Here is an 18,742-nt window from a genome sequence, read left to right on the forward strand (position 1 = left end):
CTTTTGGCTAAGGGTGAACCTATTTCATCATTTTACAATGTAAAGTGTTAACCCTATTCCTATTTAGAACGAATGCTTTCTATGATGACGGTGGCAAGGATCAAGCTTCCTCCAATAAATGTATTTACTGTTGGAATCTCGTTTAAAAACAAATAAGCGATTAAAATGCCAAAAATGGGCTGAGAGCTCCCAATAATACTCGCAGTGCTAGCCTTAAAATACTTTAGGCTTTTCACAAACATAGTATGGCCAATAGCGGTGGTTAAAATCGCTAATATTAACACATACGGATATTGGTTGCTAATCGCTGAGGTTCCCATAAAATAAAGGGCGGGAGCGAGAAGAATGGAAAGAATCAATACTTGGAAAAACATAATCATGGTGCTATTGTAACTGGCTACATGATCTTTAAGCAATAGTATTCTTACGGCATAGCAAAGGGCCGATAGAAGCCCGAGCAAAAGCCCTTGTAGATGGCTGCTTTCTAGATTGAATTCTGGAGCTAAAATATAAATCCCTATGAGGACGAGGCCACCCAAAAGAAGGTGGATCGGATCTCGTTTTGACTTTGTAAAGAGCGGTTCTAAAAGTGCAATCATTACCGGAAAGGTAAACAGAGACAGCATCCCAATGGCTACATTAGATAGTTTTAGGGCATAGAAATAAAAAATCCAATGCCCGCCTAGACATAATGCGGCAATAAAAAAAGTACCCCGGTCTTTTTTGTTCTCGACTTTTAAAGAAATGCCTTTGTAGCGGCAAAAGCCCCATAAAATGATAGCCGCCAAAAAGGAGCGCCACCAAATAATAACAGGAGGGGGTAAGTTAATGTACTTTCCTAACGGTCCAGAGGTGCTAATAAAGATGGTGGCAATACTAAGTAATAAGAGGTTATTTAAATGATGCTTTTCATTCATTAGATATCCTTTAGGGCTCGCAATGCTTGTTTGGTATTCTTTATATTTTCAAAGGTAATGAGTAAGCGTAAGCCTTTTCGGGTTTGCTTTTCCTTTATGGTACAACGTCCGGCGTTCATTTGAACAAATTGCATCACCTTAGAGAAATCGGCACTTTGGTAAAAACTACTGTGTTGGTCTTGAATAAAATAACCAATCATTTTATCTTGTTTCATAATAAGTTTCTCAATTCCCATTTTGGTGGCAATCCATTTTAAACGGACACTATCAAAAAGATCAGAAACTTGTGTTGGGAGCTCCCCAAAACGGTCAATAATTTCACTTTCAAAAGTGCTGAGTTCTTCCTCGTTCTTAATCCCATTTAATTTGGTATAAAGGTTAAGGCGTTCAGTGATATTATTGATATAATCATCAGGAAATAACAACTCAAAATCGGTATCTATAGTGATATCTTTTACATACGTTTTAGGTTTACCATCGTCTTTGTAAAGCTCTGAAAACTCCGTTTCTTTTAATTCCTCAATAGCTTCATTGAGTATTTTTTGATAGGTGTCAAAACCAATATCGCTAATAAATCCACTTTGTTCACCACCTAATAAGTCTCCGGCACCACGAATTTCTAAATCTTTCATGGCAATGTTAAATCCGCTACCTAACTCGGTAAACTGCTCTAAGGCCGAGATTCGTTTTCGAGCATCAGAGGTCATTGCAGAATATTCTGGAGTAATAAAATAACAGAAGGCTTTTTTGTTGCTTCGCCCTACACGGCCACGCATTTGGTGCAAGTCACTTAACCCAAAATTATTCGCATTATTAATAAAAATAGTATTGGCATTAGGGACATCTAATCCACTTTCAATAATGGTTGTACTGACTAAAACATCAAAATCCCCGTTCATAAAACCAAGCATCAGATTTTCTAGTTTTTTTCCATCGAGTTGGCCGTGACCTATTGCAATCTTAGCATCTGGAACTAAGCGCTGAATCATGCCTGCAACTTCGCGGATGTTTTCAATCCTATTATGGATAAAAAAGATTTGTCCACCACGCTGAATTTCATAACTCACCGCATCGCGTATGGTTTCTTCATTAAAACGAATTACATGACTTTCTATAGGGTAGCGATTTGGTGGAGCCGTATTAATTACCGATAAATCTCGAGCCGCCATTAAACTAAATTGTAGGGTTCTCGGGATTGGAGTAGCGGTTAAGGTAAGGACATCTACATTCTCTTTAATGGTCTTCAGTTTTTCTTTAACAGCAACGCCAAATTTCTGTTCCTCATCGACAATAAGAAGTCCTAAGTCTTTAAATTTCACGTTTTTATTAGCGAGTTGGTGGGTGCCAATAATAATATCTACACTTCCTTTTTCTAAACCTTCTAAGGTTTCGCGCTTTTCTTTTGCCGTTCTAAAACGGTTAACGTAATCTACGGTTACTGGAAAATCTTTAAGACGTTCCTTAAAAGTACGCGCATGCTGATACGCTAAGATGGTGGTTGGTACTAAAACAGCCACTTGTTTTCCGTTATCTACAGCTTTAAATGCGGCTCTGATGGCAACTTCCGTTTTTCCAAAACCAACATCTCCACATATTAAACGATCCATAGGGCGCTCACTTTCCATATCGGCTTTGATATCTGCGGTAGAGGCCATTTGGTCTGGGGTGTCTTCATAGACAAATGAGGCTTCTAGCTCTAGTTGCATATGACTATCGGGAGCGTATTGAAATCCTTTTTTAAGTTTCCGCTTGGCGTATAATTTTATAAGGTTAAAAGCAATTTCTTTAACGCGAGACTTGGTCTTTTGTTTTAAGGCTGTCCACGCTTTACTTCCTAATTTATAAACCGTTGGAGGTTTACCATCTTTACCATTAAACTTGGTGATTTTATGTAAAGAGTGAATGCTGAGGTAGAGAATATCGCGTTCGCCATACACTAACTTTATCGCTTCTTGCTTTTTGCCTTCAACATCTATTTTTTGCAGGCCTCCAAACTTTCCAATCCCGTGATCGATATGCGTTACATAATCACCTATTTCTAGATTGGTGAGTTCTTTAAGGGTAATGGCTTGCTTTTTAGCATAACCGTTTTTAAGCTGAAATTTATGATACCGATCAAAAATTTGATGATCGGTATAGACCGCAATTTGTTGTTCGGTATCTACAAACCCTTGGTATAAGGAAAGTACAACCGTTTTATAATGCACTTCTTGCTCGGCATCGTCAAAAATATCATGAAAACGTTTGGCTTGCTGCTCACTAACACAAGAAATATAGTTGGTAATACCGTTGGCGTGGTTGGTATTTAAATCTTCTATTAACAGGTGAAACTGCTTATTAAATGACGGTTGCGGTGTGGTATAAAAGGCAATGAGTTGCTGTGCAAATAAGGCATCGGTTCCAAATTCAACTAGAGTATAGTCTAAAAACTGACGTTTTAATAACTCTGAATTACAGAATAACTCCTCAGGAGAGGCGTGCTTCATTTCAGAAGATAAACTTTTAAAAGCTTCTTCTGCTTTACCGTAAAAGTCATCAATTCTAGAAAAAATAAAGGATGCATTTTTAGTAAAAACTACGGTATTATTAGCAATGTACTTTAAAAAACTCTGGCGTTGTTCGGCCATAAGTTTGTTTGCCACATTGGGGATAATACTCACTTTTTTAATGCGCTCTGTAGATAATTGGGTTTCTACATCAAAGGTTCTAATGCTGTCTACTTCATCTCCAAAAAATTCAATACGGTAAGGCTCGTCATTAGAGAACGAAAACACATCTACAATACCACCTCTTACAGAGAAATCACCCGGTTCTGTAACAAAATCTACACGTTTAAATTTATATTCAAACAATACCTCATTAACAAAATCGATACTTAAATCGTTACCAACAGCAATTTTTAAGGTGTTCTTTTCCAATTCCTTTTTGGTCACCACTTTTTCAAAAAGCGCATCCGGATAGGTTACAATAATGCAAGGTTTTTTACGCGAATTGATACGGTTTAAAACCTCGGCACGTAGAAGAACATTGGCGTTATTGGTCTCTTCAATTTGGTAAGGTCTCCGGTAGCTTCCAGGATAGAACAAGACATCTTTAGTGTTAATAAGCTGTTCTAAGTCGTTCAGGTGGTAAGCGGCTTCTTCCTTGTCGTTAAAAACCAGTAAAAAAGGTTTTTCTGCCGTTTTATAGGCTTCGGCAACGGCAATTGAAAAAGAGGATCCTATAAGACCTTTTAAGTGTGTTTTTGTTTCGTTTTGGGCAATAGCAGTTTGCAGATTCTGCAACTGCAAAGTCTGTGCGAATGTTTGGGTGATAGATACTTTACTCAAGTTTCTGTGTTTGGAACTGCAAATATAAAATTTTTGAAGTGCCCAATACTGATAATTCTTTTGAATAGAATTATATTTGTTCAGAATTAGTATTAAGAGAATTTAAACAACAATAAAAAATATGTCATTTTCAGATTTATTCGATAGCGGATTTAAAACACGTAATGAAGATCATTTTGCTGCCATCGTTAGAGTTGCAATGAGTGATGGTGTGATTACCGATAAAGAAAAAGCTTTTTTAGATCGTTTAGCAACACGCTTAGATATTTCCGCAGAGGATTACGAAAAAATATTAAAAGATTATAAAACGCATCCTATCAATCCACCAACTTCATATGATATGCGTTTAGAGCGTTTATACGATTTAGCGCGTATGGTTTGGATTGATGATATTGAAGGGCCAAACCAACATTGGTTACTAGAAAAATTATGCGTTGGTTTAGGTTTTCATGCTCAAAATGTAAGATATATTGCTGATAAAGCCTTAGCTCTTGCTTATGATAAAGTTGATGCTGATACCTTTATTAACGAAATGAAAAACATGAACAAATAGATTATCTGTTTGTTTGTATTGTATAAAAAAAGCAACCTCAATAGGGTTGCTTTTTTCGTTGTTGTTTATAAAGTTGCAAAAATTAATCTTCAGCATTTCGCATAAATTCTTCAGCTTTTTCTACCATATTTTTACTTCCGCAGATAAAAGGGACACGTTCGTGTAATTTTTTAGGTTCAATATCCATAATTCGTGTAAAACCGTCACTCGCTTTACCATTAGCTTGTTCCGCTAAAAAGGCCATGGGGTTACATTCATAAAGTAAACGTAGCTTTCCATTTGGGTTTTTAGAGCTTTTAGGGTACATATAAATACCACCTTTAATCATATTTCTATGAAAATCGGAGACTAAAGAACCAATATAACGGCTTGTGTAAGGGCGGTCACCTTCCTCTTCTTGACAATATTTGATGTATTTTTTAATTCCCGTAGGAAAATGTGAGTAGTTCCCTTCGTTAACCGAATAGATATGACCGTCTTCGGGGAATTTCATGTCTGGATGCGATAAGTAATACGACCCAATTGCAGGGTTTAATGTAAATCCGTTAACGCCATGGCCTGTTGTATAAACTAACATGGTTGAGGTTCCGTAAACAACGTATCCTGCTGCAACTTGAGCACTTCCTTTTTGTAAAAAATCTTCAATTTTTACGGGTGTACCAATTGGGGTAACACGGCGGTAAATAGAAAATATAGTTCCTACAGAAACATTAACATCAATATTAGAAGAGCCATCTAAGGGGTCTATTAATACCACATATTTATTTTGGTAGTTTTCATCTTGACTGTTAATTGCAATAAAATCATCTTCTTCTTCACTAGCAATACCACAGACAATATTTCTTTTGGTTAAGGTCTGAATAAACTTGTCATTAGCATAGACATCTAGTTTTTGCTGGTCTTCACCTTGAATATTAGTTTCCCCAACCGCTCCAATAATATCTACGAGACCAGCCTTGTTTACTTCGTGATTCACAACCTTGGCTGCTAGGCGAATAGAGTTAAGAAGCCGAGAAAGTTCTCCAGATGTATATTTAAAAGCACTTTGATTTTCAATAATAAATTCCCCTAAGGTTTGGTTTGGTTGCGACATGAAGTATGAGATTGATTAATACCTCACAAATATCGTATTTTTTAACAAACTATATCGTTTTCGTAGCTTAAAAAAATTGTTTAATAAGACGAGTTTAGACTATCTTTGAGGTTTTTATTTAGATAATGGGACAACCAAGATTAGCAATTAAACAAGATATGCCACGAGTTTTAGAACTCATCCAAGAGTTGGCAACTTTCGAAAAAGAAGCGGATGCTGTAGAGGTTACCCTAACCGATTTAGAGCAAGATGGTTTTGGACCGCATCCTAAATTTACGTGTTTTGTCGTTGAAGCCGAAGGAAAAGTGGAAGGTATTGCCTTGGTCTATCCGCGTTATTCCACTTGGAAAGGCGGTATTTTACATCTAGAAGATCTTATTGTAAGTGAAAACTCAAGAGGTTTAGGCCTAGGAACGCAACTTTTAAATGCTGTGGTGAGTTATGGACAACAATTAGGCGTTAAACGCGTTAGTTGGGAAGTTCTAGATTGGAACGATCCTGCGATTGCTTTTTATGAAAGTAAAGGAGCGGACGTAAAGCGCGATTGGAATGTGGTGCATCTAGATGAAAACGGAATTAAAAATTACTTAGAACAATTATAATGCGCATTTTTAAGTTTGGTGGTGCCTCTGTTAAGGATGCAAATGGAGTAAGAAATGTAGCGAAGGTTTTAAAAACAACAGGGTATGATAATACCTTAGTGGTCATTTCTGCTATGGGGAAAACGACCAATAGCATGGAGCTGGTGATAAAGTCCTATTTTGAAACTAAAACGGCTTTACCAAATGCCATCCATGAAGTGGTTAAATACCATGATAGCATTTTAAAAGATCTTTTTACGAATGATCGCCATCAAGTTTTTACGGACGTAAAAGCGCTTTTTGAAGATTTAAATCTCTTTTTTAAAACAAATAAATCCCCTGATTACAATTTTGTTTATGATCAGGTTATCGGTTATGGCGAATTAATTTCAACGACCATTGTAAGTCATTACTTTAATGAAATTGGGATTAAAAATCAATGGAACGACGTTAGGGAGTTTATTAAAACTGATAATTATTACCGCCATTCTAATGTAAACTGGGAAGCCACTCAGAAAAATATTGCCACACATTTAAAACCTTCTGTTTTAAATATTACACAAGGATTTTTAGGGAGTGATGCCAATAACTTTACGACTACTTTAGGGCGTGAAGGCAGTGATTATACGGCCGCTATTTTTGCCTATTGTTTAAATGCGAGTAGTGTTACCATTTGGAAAGATGTCCCAGGCGTATTAAACGCAGATCCGCGGTATTTTGAAAACGCACAACTGCTGAACCAAATTTCGTATAGAGAAGCCATTGAGTTGGCCTTTTACGGCGCTTCTGTAATTCATCCTAAAACCTTACAACCTTTACAGCGCAAAGAAATTCCCTTGTATGTAAGATCCTTTTTAAACCCTGAGGCCAGCGGTACTTGCGTCAGTAAAGGAAAAGCTATAGAGCCCGAAATTCCTTGTTTTATAGTGAAGAAGAATCAGACATTAATTTCGTTATCATCCTTAGATTTTTCGTACATTATGGAAGATAATATTAGTGATATTTTTAATCTGTTGCACTTGTATAAAATGAAGGTTGATGTGATTCAGAATTCCGCCATAAGTTTTTCGGTTTGTATAGAGAATTTATACGATAATTTAGAGAAATTACTTCAGCATCTTAAAGCTAAATTTAAAGTCACTTGTCATCGACATGTTAATTTATATACTATAAGACATTATAATGATAAGGTGGTAGAAGCGTTAGAAAAGGATAAAACTGTTTTACTAAAACAGTTAACACAAGGGACCGTTCAGATTGTTACTAATTAAATAGTTGTTACATTTGTTTTATGGGTAAATCATCAGATAGTGGATTAGTAACGGCTAAAGAAGTCGCAAAGGCAATTCATGTTGATAAATATGGGTTTTTAGGGACCTTTTCTGGTTGGGTTTTAATGAAAGTTCTTAAAATTTCAACCATAAATAAATTCTATAAACGCAATAAACATCTTAGTCATGTAGACTTCTTAGATGCTATTTTAGAGGAATTTCAGATTAAATTTGAGATCCCAGAAGAAGACATAAAGCGTCTCCCTAAAGAGGGACCTTATATTACCGTTTCTAACCATCCGCTTGGAGGGATTGATGGTATTTTGTTGTTAAAGTTAATGCTGGAGCAGCGCAGTGATTTTAAAATTATTGCCAACTTCTTATTGCATCGTATTGCGCCGTTAAAGCCATATATTATGCCTGTAAATCCTTTTGAAGATCGTAAGGATGTAAAAAGCAGTATTGCCGGTTTTAAAAATTCAATTTTACACTTAAGAGCAGGGCATCCGTTAGGCGTTTTCCCGGCTGGAGAAGTGTCTACCTATAGGGATGGCAAATTGGTGGTTGATAAAGAATGGGAACCATCGGCAATGAAGCTTATTCAAAAGGCAGAAGTACCTGTAGTTCCAATTTATTTTCATGCTAAAAATAGCCGTCTGTTTTATCGCCTTTCTAAGATTAGCGATACCCTAAGAACAGCCAAGTTACCTTCTGAAGTCTTAACGCAAAAACGTCGTGTTATTAAGGTACGTATTGGTAGACCGATTTCGGTAAAGGATCAGAATGAGCATCCAACGCTTCCTGAGTTTTCAGAATTTTTAAGACGAAAAACTTATATGTTGTCTAAAACCTTTGAAGATAAACCGAAGATTTTAGATAATATTCAGTCGCAATTAAAAGTGGCTAAAATGCCCAAACGTATTGTTACGCCTATTGCACCGAAGATTATGATTGCAGAGGTGGATAAGTTACGTGTGAACGACAGCAGGCTACTTATGAGCAAAAATTACGAAGTGTTTTTAGCCTCGCCTAAGGACATTCCTAATATTCTGAGAGAAATAGGGCGTTTGCGAGAAATTACCTTTAGAGAGGTTGGAGAAGGTACCAATGAAGCTATAGATTTAGATAAGTTTGATACGTATTATCACCATATGTTCTTATGGGATAACGAGCAAAATATTATTGCAGGTGCATACCGTATGGGCTTAGGGTCTAAGATCTATGAACGTTTTGGTATAGATGGGTTTTACCTTCAAGATTTGTTTCGCTTTGAGCCGGAATTGCACAAAATGATGAGCCAATCTATTGAGATGGGGCGTGCTTTTATAATCAAAGAATACCAACAAAAACCAATGCCTTTATTTTTACTTTGGAAAGGGATTGTGCATATTACTTTACGTTTCCCTGAACACAAGTATTTAATTGGTGGAGTAAGTATTAGCAATCAATTTTCTAACTTCTCTAAAAGTTTGATGATTGAGTTTATGAAGTCGCATTATTACGATCCTTACGTGGCGCAATACGTGCATCCTAAAAAGGAATTTAAGGTGAAATTAAAAGATGCGGATAAGGAGTTTGTTTTTGACGAAACCGAAGCCGATCTTAATAAATTTGATAAGATTATTGACGAAGTAGAGCCTGGTGCTTTACGTTTACCAGTATTATTGAAAAAGTACATTAAGCAAAATGCTAAATTGGTGGCTTTTAATGTAGATCCGCTTTTTAATAACGCTGTAGATGGCTTAATGTATATAAAGATTGCTGATCTTCCCGATAGTACTGTAAGACCGGTTATGGAAGAATTTCAGGCCGAATTAGAACGTAAATTCATGGATAGTACTGAAGATAAATAAAGCAGTTTCAGTGGCTATTATGAGTATAAAATAAAAAACCCAGAACTTTAAGTTCTGGGTTTTTCATTTAAAGACTTTTAAACCATTCTTGAAACTGTTTACCAAACAAAAATGTTGGTTTCATTTCTCCGCTTAATGCGCTCATAAGGCTCATAAGCCAAGCGATAATTAAGACTAGGCCAACTAATAAATTTATGCCTGGGATCCATCCTAAAATTAATCCCACTAAGCCTAAGCCAAGCATTTGCCTAATGTAGAATGCACCAAATTCGGTTTTGTTTTTGCCGTTCATAATAAAAGCAATTATCCATCCAATAATGGTGATATGGGCAATAATAGCCACGTTTTTGCCGTCGCTGAAGACCTCTTCTGCCTCATGGCTAAAGTCTTCGGCAGCCTTTTTTGCATCTCGACTAAAGTCTTTGGCTTCTTTTGAGAATTCTTGCGCTTTTTGGCTAATCTTATCCCCAGCTTTTCTAGCGTTATCCTTGGCGTCATCTAACATAGCGTTAAGATCATCGCTTAAGTCATTTGTACTGTCTGACATCTGTATCGGTTTTAAAGGGTTAATAATCAGTAGGTCAATTGCCGCTTAAACATGAGGTAAAATACATATTGAGACTATTGAAATGCCGCATCAACGGGCTCCCATAATTCAATTTTGTTTTGGTCATTATCTAAGATCCAAGCAAACTTTCCATACTCATAAGTCTCCATATCACCTATAATTGTTACACCTTCTTCTTTTAAAACTTTTAAAAGCGCTTCTAAATCTTCAACTCGGTAGTTAAACATGAAGTCTTTTTTTGAAGGTTCAAAGTACTCAGATTCTGCCGGAAATGGGCTCCATTGTGTTGAACAGTCTTGGCCTTCTTTGTTTTTCCACCAAAAGGTAGCCCCATAATCGTCCGTATTAAAACCAAGGTGTTTTTGGTACCAATCTTTCGCCGCTTTAGGATCTTTAGTTTTAAAAAATAGGCCACCTATTCCTGTAACACGCTTTTTCATTTGAGATGTATTTAAGGCCTCTTATTGCTAAGATCCTGTTAGAGTTTTTAAAGGTTATCCTTTTTATTTTTTTATTGCCGATTCGTAGGTCTTAATCCATGCCTCACAGGTCATTTTTTCGCAAAGTTGACCAATGAGTTCAAAGGGGATGTCATCCATTTTTTTAAACCGAACACAGCTTTTGCCCATGTCTAACTTGCGTTTGCAATGCTTAGGGTAGGCATCTACAAACCAATCGTGCAATTTGGAATCGGCATAAATACCGCTGTGATAGAGGTTAATTGAGTTTTTTTGTGAGGCAAAACTCATAAAGGGCAGCGGAATTTTAGGATCGCAATGGTACCCGTCTGGATACTTAGAATGCGGCACATAATAGCCCACCATACCATATTGAATGCCTTCTTCAAAGCCTTCTGGAAGATGAGTGGTGATTACGCTGCGTAATTTTTTTAAAACGTCTTGGCGCTCTTCTGGAACTTGACTAATATAATCGTCTACGGAACTGGCTTTATATTGCATACTTGATCGCTTTGGTTAGGTTTATAAAATTAACAAAATTTCGCTTCAATTTTATCGACGATGGTTTGAGAGAGTTTAATATTGCTTTCAATAGTCCAACCCGCCACATGAGGTGATAATAACACTTTTTCAGAAGCAATAAGGTACTGAAAGGCTTCCGGCATTTTTGCGGAGGTGAATAAATTTTCGAAGGATGATTTTTCGTATTCTAAAACATCGAGTCCGGCTCCTAAAATTTTACCAGATTCTAAGGCGGCAACCAAATCTTGGGTCACCACGCTTTTTCCTCTTGCGGTATTAAGCAACCAAAACGGTTTTTTAAAACCACTGATAAATTCTGAATTGACCATGTTTAGCGTTAATGCTGTTTGCGGAATATGAAGACTAAGCACATCGGATTTAGCTTTGAGTTCTTCTAGTAGCACTTGTTTGGCATTGGCATCGCCAACATTGGTTTTTAAATCATAGCATAGCACTTGGACGTCAAAACCACGAAGTTTCTTGGCAAAGGCTTTTCCCATATTACCATAACCAATAAGGCCCACAGTTTTACCATCTAATTCTAAGCCGCGGTTTTCCTCGCGTAACCATTGGCCTTGGCGTACTTCTTTGTCGGCTTTATTAAGTTTGTTAAACAAGGAGAGCAACATGCCTAAAGTGTGTTCGCCAACGGCATTACGATTGCCTTCTGGAGCAGAAATTAAGTAGATGCCTTTAGATTCTGCATAGGTGGTGTCTATATTTTCTAAGCCGGCACCAACACGACCAATAAATTTTAAATGGCTTGCAGCATCTAAAAACTGCTGGTCTATAGAAAAACGGCTTCTTATAATGATGCCATCGTAACTGGCGATTTTGGCTTCTATCTCTGATTTAGAAGCCTTGTAATCGGTATGATTGGTAAAACCAAGGGCATCTAATTGTTCTATTAATAAAGGATGATTAGCGTCTATATGTAGTATTTTCATAGCAAAACCTTAAAGATGAGGTAGTCGTTAATTTTTTAAGTTGAATTAAGGCTTTAAAGTTACGAAGATTTACGATAGTCTTATAGAACACCGTGTTGCTTGTTTACACCGCGTTAAGGATTGAGCGATTTGTTTAAGCTCTTTTGCTTTTTTTGCAAAAAGCGAGTCGTGAAAGCCTGACCCTTGTGGTAACGCCCAAAGCTTAAATCCCTAAGATCAATTTGGCGATAAGAAAGTAAATTAAAATGCCAAAAACATCGTTACTGGTGGTGATAAAAGGTCCAGTAGCAACGGCGGGGTCTATACCGCGTTTATCTAGGAAAATAGGAATAAAAGTTCCAATTAAAGCGGCCATTATTATCACCGCAATAAGGGCGATACTGATGGTGATAGACACGATGTATGGGGTACCAAAAATGAAATGCGTTATAATAATAGCAACGAGTGAAATGGCAATACCATTAACTAAGCCGAGTAAAAATTCTTTAAATAAACGTTTTAAAATTTTACCATCAATAGTGCCGTTGGCAATACCTTGAACCACGATGGCAGAAGATTGTACACCTACATTTCCTGCGGTGGCTTGAATGAGGGGAACAAAACTTAGTAAGACTACAAAATTGCCCATGTTGTCGTTAAACTGCTCTATAATACTAGCGGCACCAAGGCCACCAAACATACCAATAAACAACCAAGGTAGGCGGGCTTTAGTAAGTTTTAGGATGCTATCATCGGCTTCAACATCTTGCGAAATCCCGGCGGCCATTTGGTAATCTTTGTCGGCTTCCTCTCGTATAACATCTAAAATATCATCAATGGTAATGCGACCTACAAGAATGTTATGATCGTTTATGACAGGGATGGCTTCTAAATCGTATTTTGCCATTACTTTAGCGACGTCTTCTACATTGTCATTTACATGAACCCAGGCTACGTTTTCTTTGGCGATATCTGCAATTTTTTGATCGCTTTTAGAGACAATTAAATCTTTTAAAGAGAGGCGGCCAATAAGGCGTCCTTGACGATCTACGACATAAACGGAGTGCACTCTGGTGACGTCTCTAGCTTGTCCTCTAATGCGGCGTAAACAGCCGGCAACGGTCCAAGTTTCGTAAACTTTTACAAGCTCTTTGGCCATAAGTCCCCCAGCGGTATCCTCATCATAGGCTAGAAGTTCTTGTATTTCTTCACGGTGTTCAGTGTCTCCAATTTGCGAAATTACTTCGGCTTGGCGCTCTTCAGGAAGTTCGGCAATGATATCTGCAGCATCATCGGTATCTAACTCCTCAATTTCTTCGGCAATCTCCTTATTGGATAAGTTTTTAAGGACTTTTTCTCGAATATCTTCATCGAGTTCCATTAAGATCTCAGCGGTAGTTTCTGAGTCGAGAAGCTTTATAACGTAAACGGCCTCATCCAGATTTAACTCATCAAGAATCTCTGCAATATCCGCGTGGTGATACTCATTTAAAAGGGCTTTAAGCGCCTTGTTGTTCTGTTGTTCAACAAGGATTTCTACCTTTTCAATAAGTTCATCAGAAAGCTGAAATTGTATGTTTTCTTGAAGTTCTTCCACGCTAAAATTCTGGATTTAAAAGTTTAGAGTCTTAATTGGCGTTAGGGCCAAATTTCACCTATTCGCTATCGTTTTCTATCAGCAAAGTGAGTTCAATAAATTGCGCTACACTTAACTGTTCTGGTCGTTGGCCAAATATAGCATTTGCTTTTAAATTATCGGAGAGATTAAAGGTTTTTAAACTGTTACGTAATGTTTTTCTTCGTTGTTGAAACCCTGTTTTTACCACGCGAAAAAATAATTTTTCATCACAAGGTAGGCTATAGTTTTCTTTTCGTTTTAAACGCAGTACACCCGAGTCTACTTTTGGAGGTGGATTAAATACTGTTGGGGGTACTGTAAAGAGGTATTCGGCCTCATAAAAGGCTTGAGTAAGTACCGATAAAATACCGTAAACCTTAGAGCCTTCTTTAGAACAAATTCTTAAAGCAACTTCCTTTTGAAACATTCCAGAGAATTCTGGAATCTGATCTCTTAATTCTAGCGTTTTGAATACTATTTGCGAGGAAATATTATACGGGAAATTTCCTATGATGGCAAAAGGTTTGTTATTGAAAACAAGGTTTAAATCGTATTTTAAAAAATCTTGTTCTATAACTCTATCAGCAAGATGCAGATAATTATTTTTTAAATAGGCAACCGACTCGGTATCAATTTCTATAACGTGCGTGGTGGTGTTCTTTTTTAAGAGGTACTTGGTAAGCACGCCCATTCCTGGACCAATTTCTAAAACGTCGTTATAGCCTTCAAGAGATAAGCTGTCTGCGATATCTTGGGCTATAGATTCGTCTGTTAGGAAATGCTGTCCTAGATGTTTTTTGGCTTTAACTTGGTTTTGATTTTCCACGACTACACGACGGTTTTTAAATGGTTAGGGTACAAAGATAAGGGTTGTTGCTAAGCGATAACGGCTTGGCACCGCTTTTCTAGCTTTAAGCCTTGGATCTTCTTAAAAGATATACGGCTTTAGGGGTCAATTTCTGTTTAATTGAAATTAACTGTGTATTCATCTACCACCTCTAATTCGGTTCTAAACGATAAAACTTTATCTCCAAAACGCTGAAGTCCAATTTGCTTTAAACGCTCGGCATCATTGGTGTAGTAGGCTTGCAAAGCTTCTCTAGATAAGGCACGAAACTGTATGGAGTAGGTGTCAGATTCTGGATCTTCAACCAAAACTTTAGTTAGTTTTGCGTCTTTAAACTTTCCGGTGGCTAAAACTTGAGGGATGTGTTCTTTTACCCATTCTAGCCATTCCTTAGTGATGGTTTTATCAATATTTAGAGTGACGTTATATATGATCATTACGCTGAAATTAGAAATTATAAATGTTTTGCAAAAGTATGAATTTATAATAAGAGTAATCTGCGCGACTTAAGGCTAGCGAAATTTATGAATCTTAGAAGCCTTTAAGGTTGCTATACAATGAACTATTAGTCCTTGATTGGGAGGTAAGGCTTAGGAAATCGGATTAGTTGATGAAGTCGCCACGAAGCATACGGAATCTACGGCGGGCTTCTACAAAATAAATACTGTCCTGATATTTAAATAAGATGATTTCGTAATAGTCTTTCGCTTTTTCGGGTTGGTCTAAAGCGGTACGGTACAATTCGGCCAAATGGTAATGGGCATCATCGGCTAAAATTCCGTCTTTGTAATCTTTAATAAGCTGTAGATAGTTGGCTTCAGCCTTATCAAATTGTTTTGTTTGTTCAAAGAGTTGTGCTTGCTTAAAGAGGGCTTGGTCTGTAATGCTTTCGCCTTGATGTGCTTTTAAGAGTTGGTCTAACAGTGAAATTGCTGCTTTGGGTTTATTCTGAAAGGCCAATAAATCGGCTTTGGCATAAGATTTTAAGGCCGTCTGCGTGCTGTCTTCGTATTTGTTATCTGAAATTAATAATTTTAAATCTAAGGCATCGTTAGCAATAAGTTGCGAGGTTGAAGATTTTAAAATTTTTAATTGCGATTCTGCCCAGTCAAAATCACCTTTATAATAACTCGTTTTAGCGACTTTAAAACGGGCTTCTTGAGCAATGGGGCTGTTTTTTAAATTCAGTTGTATTTGCGAATAAAAAATCAAGGCTTCATTAAATTTTTCCTGAAGCACTAAAATATCGGCAAGGAGCAATTTAACTTCGGCTTCTTCAAATTTAGTGAGGTTTAACGTTAAGCTCTGTTTTAAGAAGGTGGTGGCCGCATTAGGGTCTTTTTTATGAAAGGCTAAAAATTTGCCATAGGCCAATTGTAAGTCTAAGTTGCGTTCATTTTTTCCGTAGGTCTTAAATAAGCCCTTATAATTCTCATTGATGGTTTCTAGCTGTTGTAGGTCTGCTGTTTTGGTGTCAATTTCTAAAAGGGCTTGATGAGCACTTAAAACTGCACCGAGATTTTGCGTGACGTCTAAGATGAAATTATAAATGGTTTTAGCGGTAGCATCATCATGGTCTTTGTGCGCTAGGCTAGCTAATTCTATAATACGATAAAGGCTTTCGGGTTGACGTTTGTATAAGGCTTTTTCTTGTATAAACGCTTTTTGGTACGCTTTCTCCTGTATGTATAACCAGCTTAGCATTTCGTACCAATAAGTGCTTGGCTCTTGCTGAATGCGTTTTAAAAGTTGACGTCTTAAATAGCGGTTGTTTTCATTCTCACTATTTTCAGAAATAAAGTCGCTAATAGCACGTTTTATACTATTAATATGGCTAGGCGCATAGGCAATATAGGTGATGTAATTAGAAAACATTTGCTCCACATTTCCCTGATCACCATAGATTTTAGCCAATTGAATACTGTAATCTTTTTGCGGTGTTAGTACTTTTGCTTTTTCATACACCTGAATGGCCCGTTCTAAAAGCGCATACTCTTCAAACTTTCTAGCAATGGAGTAGATGTAGTTGGGATGTTCATCGGTAAAAGCAATAGCATTTTCGTAATGGGGATTGGCACGATCTTTACGGTCTTGAAGCTGAAAATTATAGCCCAGCATAATTTCAATCATCGGGTTGTAGCGTTGCTCTAAAATACTTCTAATTATCGTTTCAGACTTATCGTATTGCTCTAATTGCTGATGAATATCTATAAGTTTTATCCGGTAGTTATAACTGTTAGGATATTGTTTGGCTAAGGATTCGTAAATAATTAAGGCTTTGTTAAACGCTCCTTTTTCATAATAGCTCTCGGCTTGTTCTGCGGTGTGCTGAGCAGCACTAGACAAGCTGTTTAAGACGAAAAGAAAAATAAAAAACCGTTGTAACATTTTAATCAATTAGTAAGCGCTGTTCAAATATAAGCAATGCAAGATGGGGAACTTGTGAAATTAATGATAAAAAAAATGCCTAAACCGAGGTTTAGGCATCACGACCAGTAAAATAAATGTGCTATTAACCAATATTATACAATATGATTCAGTTATTCTAGCGTGGTTGTCTTTTGTATGATTTTGAAAAATTAAAACAACACCTTGCTAACGAGTGCTATTAATGCGACAAGTAATACGATGCGTTTTAAGTTTTTCATATTTAGAGCTGTTTGGTGTGAGACACTAAATACAGAAAATTACACGAATATAGCGAGTAAATGCTTTAATATTCGACAAGGCGCATTAAAAATTAACATTTGTAAGGTAAGTATCGCTTTTAATTACGAAATTTTATCAAAACCTGTATAAGGCCTTAAGGCTTCAGGAATCTCAATACCATCTTCAGTCTGGTAATTTTCTAAGATGCCTGCAAGGACTCTTGGGAGTGCTAATGAGCTTCCGTTTAGGGTGTGACATAATTCGTTTTTACCTTCACTGTTTTTAAAACGTAGTTTTAAGCGGTTCGCTTGGAACGTTTCAAAATTAGATACAGAAGAAATTTCTAACCAACGGTCTTGAGCGGTTGAGAACACTTCAAAATCATAGGTTAACGCAGAAGTAAACCCTAAATCGCCACCACATAATCTAAGAATTCTGTATGGTAATTTTAAGTCTTGTAAGATACTTTTAACATGGGCTACCATGCCATCTAAAGCCTTATAAGAATTATCTGGGTGCTCTACACGTAAGATTTCAACTTTATCAAATTGATGTAATCTGTTTAACCCTCGTACATGAGCGCCATAACTTCCTGCTTCACGTCTAAAACATGGTGTATAGCCTGTAATACCAATAGGAAGATCACTTTCATTTAATAAAGTGTCTCTAAAGATATTAGTGGCAGGGACTTCAGCCGTAGGAATTAAGTATAAATTATCAGCCGTTACATGGTACATTTGTCCTTCTTTATCTGGCAATTGTCCGGTTCCAAAGCCAGAAGCTTCATTGACCAAATGCGGAACTTGATATTCGGTATATCCTGCAGCGGTATTTTTATCTAAGAAATAAGCAATTAAAGCACGTTGTAATCGGGCTCCTTTTCCAATATAGACAGGGAAACCAGCACCCGTAATTTTATTTCCTAGTTCAAAATCAATAAGGTTATATTTTTTAGCCAATTCCCAATGCGGTAAGGCGCCCTCGTGTAATTTTGGGATATCACCTTCTCTAAAAGTTTCCTCATTGTCCTCGTCAGTGTTTCCTGAAGGAACAATAGTATTTGGGACGTTGGGAATTCTGTACAACAATTCTGAAAGCGCTTCCACTTTACTGTTAAGCTCTTGCTCTAAAGTTTTTGTGGTCTCTTTAAGTTGTGTGGTTTTTTCTTTTAAAATATTGGCTTTTTGTTTTTCGCCAGATTTAAATAGATTTCCTATTTCTTTAGATAAGACGTTCGATTCTGCTTTTGTATTGTCTAATTTTGTTTGAATTGCTTTACGGTCTTCATCTAAAGCAATCGCATCATTAATCATTTCTGTGGCATCAATATTTCGTTTTGCTAAACGTGCAATGATGTCTTCTTTGTTCTCTTGTATAAAAGCAACTTGTAGCATATCTATTTTTTAGGTTTTAAACCAATTGTTCTTAATGACAATAAGCAACAAAAGTAAAAAGAAAAAGAGCAGGAAAAAATATAATTGAGTCTATTTTAATAGGCAATTGACATTAAAGAAGTCCCGTAAAATCTAAAGCAGCACGGTCTAAGTTTTTATTTAT

At 36.8% G+C, this 18,742-nt stretch carries 16 protein-coding genes; 4 read left to right on the forward strand and 12 right to left on the reverse strand.

Features of this window, described 5'->3' with window-relative positions; genetic code table 11:
• Nucleotides 1-59: 59 nt before the first annotated feature.
• On the reverse strand, nt 60-917 hold the full coding sequence (locus DFQ08_RS02870) for a DMT family transporter (protein ID WP_114308279.1): 858 nt from the start codon (nt 915-917) through the stop codon (nt 60-62).
• Nucleotides 917-4,246, reverse strand: coding sequence for a transcription-repair coupling factor (gene mfd, locus DFQ08_RS02875; RefSeq protein ID WP_114308280.1), 3,330 nt, complete (start codon nt 4,244-4,246; stop codon nt 917-919). The genes DFQ08_RS02870 and mfd overlap by 1 nt, the downstream gene beginning before the upstream one ends.
• Nucleotides 4,247-4,367: 121 nt before the next feature.
• On the opposite strand from mfd, the gene DFQ08_RS02880 reads away from it, so the two are divergent.
• Nucleotides 4,368-4,799, forward strand: a complete 432-nt coding sequence (locus DFQ08_RS02880) for a tellurite resistance TerB family protein (RefSeq protein ID WP_114308281.1) — start codon at nt 4,368-4,370, stop codon at nt 4,797-4,799.
• A gap of 82 nt (nt 4,800-4,881) precedes the next feature.
• On the opposite strand, the gene fbp is transcribed toward DFQ08_RS02880, so the two are convergent.
• Complete coding sequence (fbp, locus tag DFQ08_RS02885) at nt 4,882-5,892, reverse strand: class 1 fructose-bisphosphatase (RefSeq protein ID WP_114308282.1); 1,011 nt, start codon at nt 5,890-5,892, stop codon at nt 4,882-4,884.
• A 125-nt stretch (nt 5,893-6,017) separates the two neighbouring features.
• Between fbp and DFQ08_RS02890 the strand changes: the two genes are divergently transcribed.
• The 3 genes from DFQ08_RS02890 to DFQ08_RS02900 are packed head-to-tail and all read left to right on the forward strand — an operon-like array spanning nt 6,018 to nt 9,597.
• Nucleotides 6,018-6,494: a GNAT family N-acetyltransferase gene (locus DFQ08_RS02890; protein WP_114308283.1), complete on the forward strand. Its 477-nt coding sequence runs from the start codon at nt 6,018-6,020 to the stop codon at nt 6,492-6,494.
• Entirely contained in the window at nt 6,494-7,744 is a 1,251-nt protein-coding gene (locus DFQ08_RS02895; protein ID WP_114308284.1) for an aspartate kinase, read from the forward strand. Before DFQ08_RS02890 ends, DFQ08_RS02895 begins: the two co-directional genes overlap by 1 nt.
• A 20-nt stretch (nt 7,745-7,764) precedes the next feature.
• Nucleotides 7,765-9,597: a GNAT family N-acyltransferase gene (locus DFQ08_RS02900; RefSeq protein WP_114308285.1), complete on the forward strand. Its 1,833-nt coding sequence runs from the start codon at nt 7,765-7,767 to the stop codon at nt 9,595-9,597.
• A gap of 67 nt (nt 9,598-9,664) precedes the next feature.
• Here the strand turns inward: DFQ08_RS02900 and DFQ08_RS02905 are convergent, their stop codons facing one another.
• The 9 genes from DFQ08_RS02905 to serS all read right to left on the reverse strand — a co-directional run bounded on the left by DFQ08_RS02905 (nt 9,665) and on the right by serS (nt 18,579).
• The gene (locus DFQ08_RS02905; RefSeq protein WP_114308286.1) at nt 9,665-10,144 is read right to left on the reverse strand and encodes a YtxH domain-containing protein; all 480 of its coding nucleotides are present in this window, start codon (nt 10,142-10,144) and stop codon (nt 9,665-9,667) included.
• Between the two features lie 74 nt (nt 10,145-10,218).
• A complete protein-coding gene (locus DFQ08_RS02910) occupies nt 10,219-10,605 on the reverse strand; it encodes a VOC family protein (RefSeq protein ID WP_114308287.1) in 387 nt (128 codons plus the stop codon).
• 63 nt (nt 10,606-10,668) lie between these two features.
• Nucleotides 10,669-11,124 carry a DUF1801 domain-containing protein gene (locus DFQ08_RS02915; protein WP_114308288.1) on the reverse strand — a complete coding sequence of 152 codons (456 nt, stop codon included), beginning with the start codon at nt 11,122-11,124 and terminating at the stop codon, nt 10,669-10,671.
• Between the two features lie 29 nt (nt 11,125-11,153).
• Nucleotides 11,154-12,092, reverse strand: coding sequence for a 2-hydroxyacid dehydrogenase (locus tag DFQ08_RS02920; protein ID WP_114308289.1), 939 nt, complete (start codon nt 12,090-12,092; stop codon nt 11,154-11,156).
• Between the two features lie 202 nt (nt 12,093-12,294).
• Entirely contained in the window at nt 12,295-13,668 is a 1,374-nt protein-coding gene (gene mgtE / locus DFQ08_RS02925; RefSeq protein WP_114308290.1) for a magnesium transporter, read from the reverse strand.
• Nucleotides 13,669-13,726: 58 nt separating this feature from the next.
• Nucleotides 13,727-14,515: a 16S rRNA (adenine(1518)-N(6)/adenine(1519)-N(6))-dimethyltransferase RsmA gene (gene rsmA / locus DFQ08_RS02930; RefSeq protein WP_114308291.1), complete on the reverse strand. Its 789-nt coding sequence runs from the start codon at nt 14,513-14,515 to the stop codon at nt 13,727-13,729.
• Between the two features lie 137 nt (nt 14,516-14,652).
• Nucleotides 14,653-14,973 (reverse strand): DUF4286 family protein, encoded by a 321-nt coding sequence (locus DFQ08_RS02935; RefSeq protein ID WP_114308292.1) that lies wholly within the window; start codon nt 14,971-14,973, stop codon nt 14,653-14,655.
• A gap of 166 nt (nt 14,974-15,139) precedes the next feature.
• A complete protein-coding gene (locus tag DFQ08_RS02940) occupies nt 15,140-16,882 on the reverse strand; it encodes a tetratricopeptide repeat protein (protein WP_245935355.1) in 1,743 nt (580 codons plus the stop codon).
• 425 nt (nt 16,883-17,307) lie between these two features.
• Complete coding sequence (gene serS, locus DFQ08_RS02945; RefSeq protein ID WP_114308294.1) at nt 17,308-18,579, reverse strand: serine--tRNA ligase; 1,272 nt, start codon at nt 18,577-18,579, stop codon at nt 17,308-17,310.
• Nucleotides 18,580-18,742: the final 163 nt, after the last annotated feature.

The organism is Winogradskyella arenosi (genome assembly GCF_003337305.1).
In the GTDB taxonomy this organism is placed as follows: domain Bacteria; phylum Bacteroidota; class Bacteroidia; order Flavobacteriales; family Flavobacteriaceae; genus Winogradskyella; species Winogradskyella arenosi.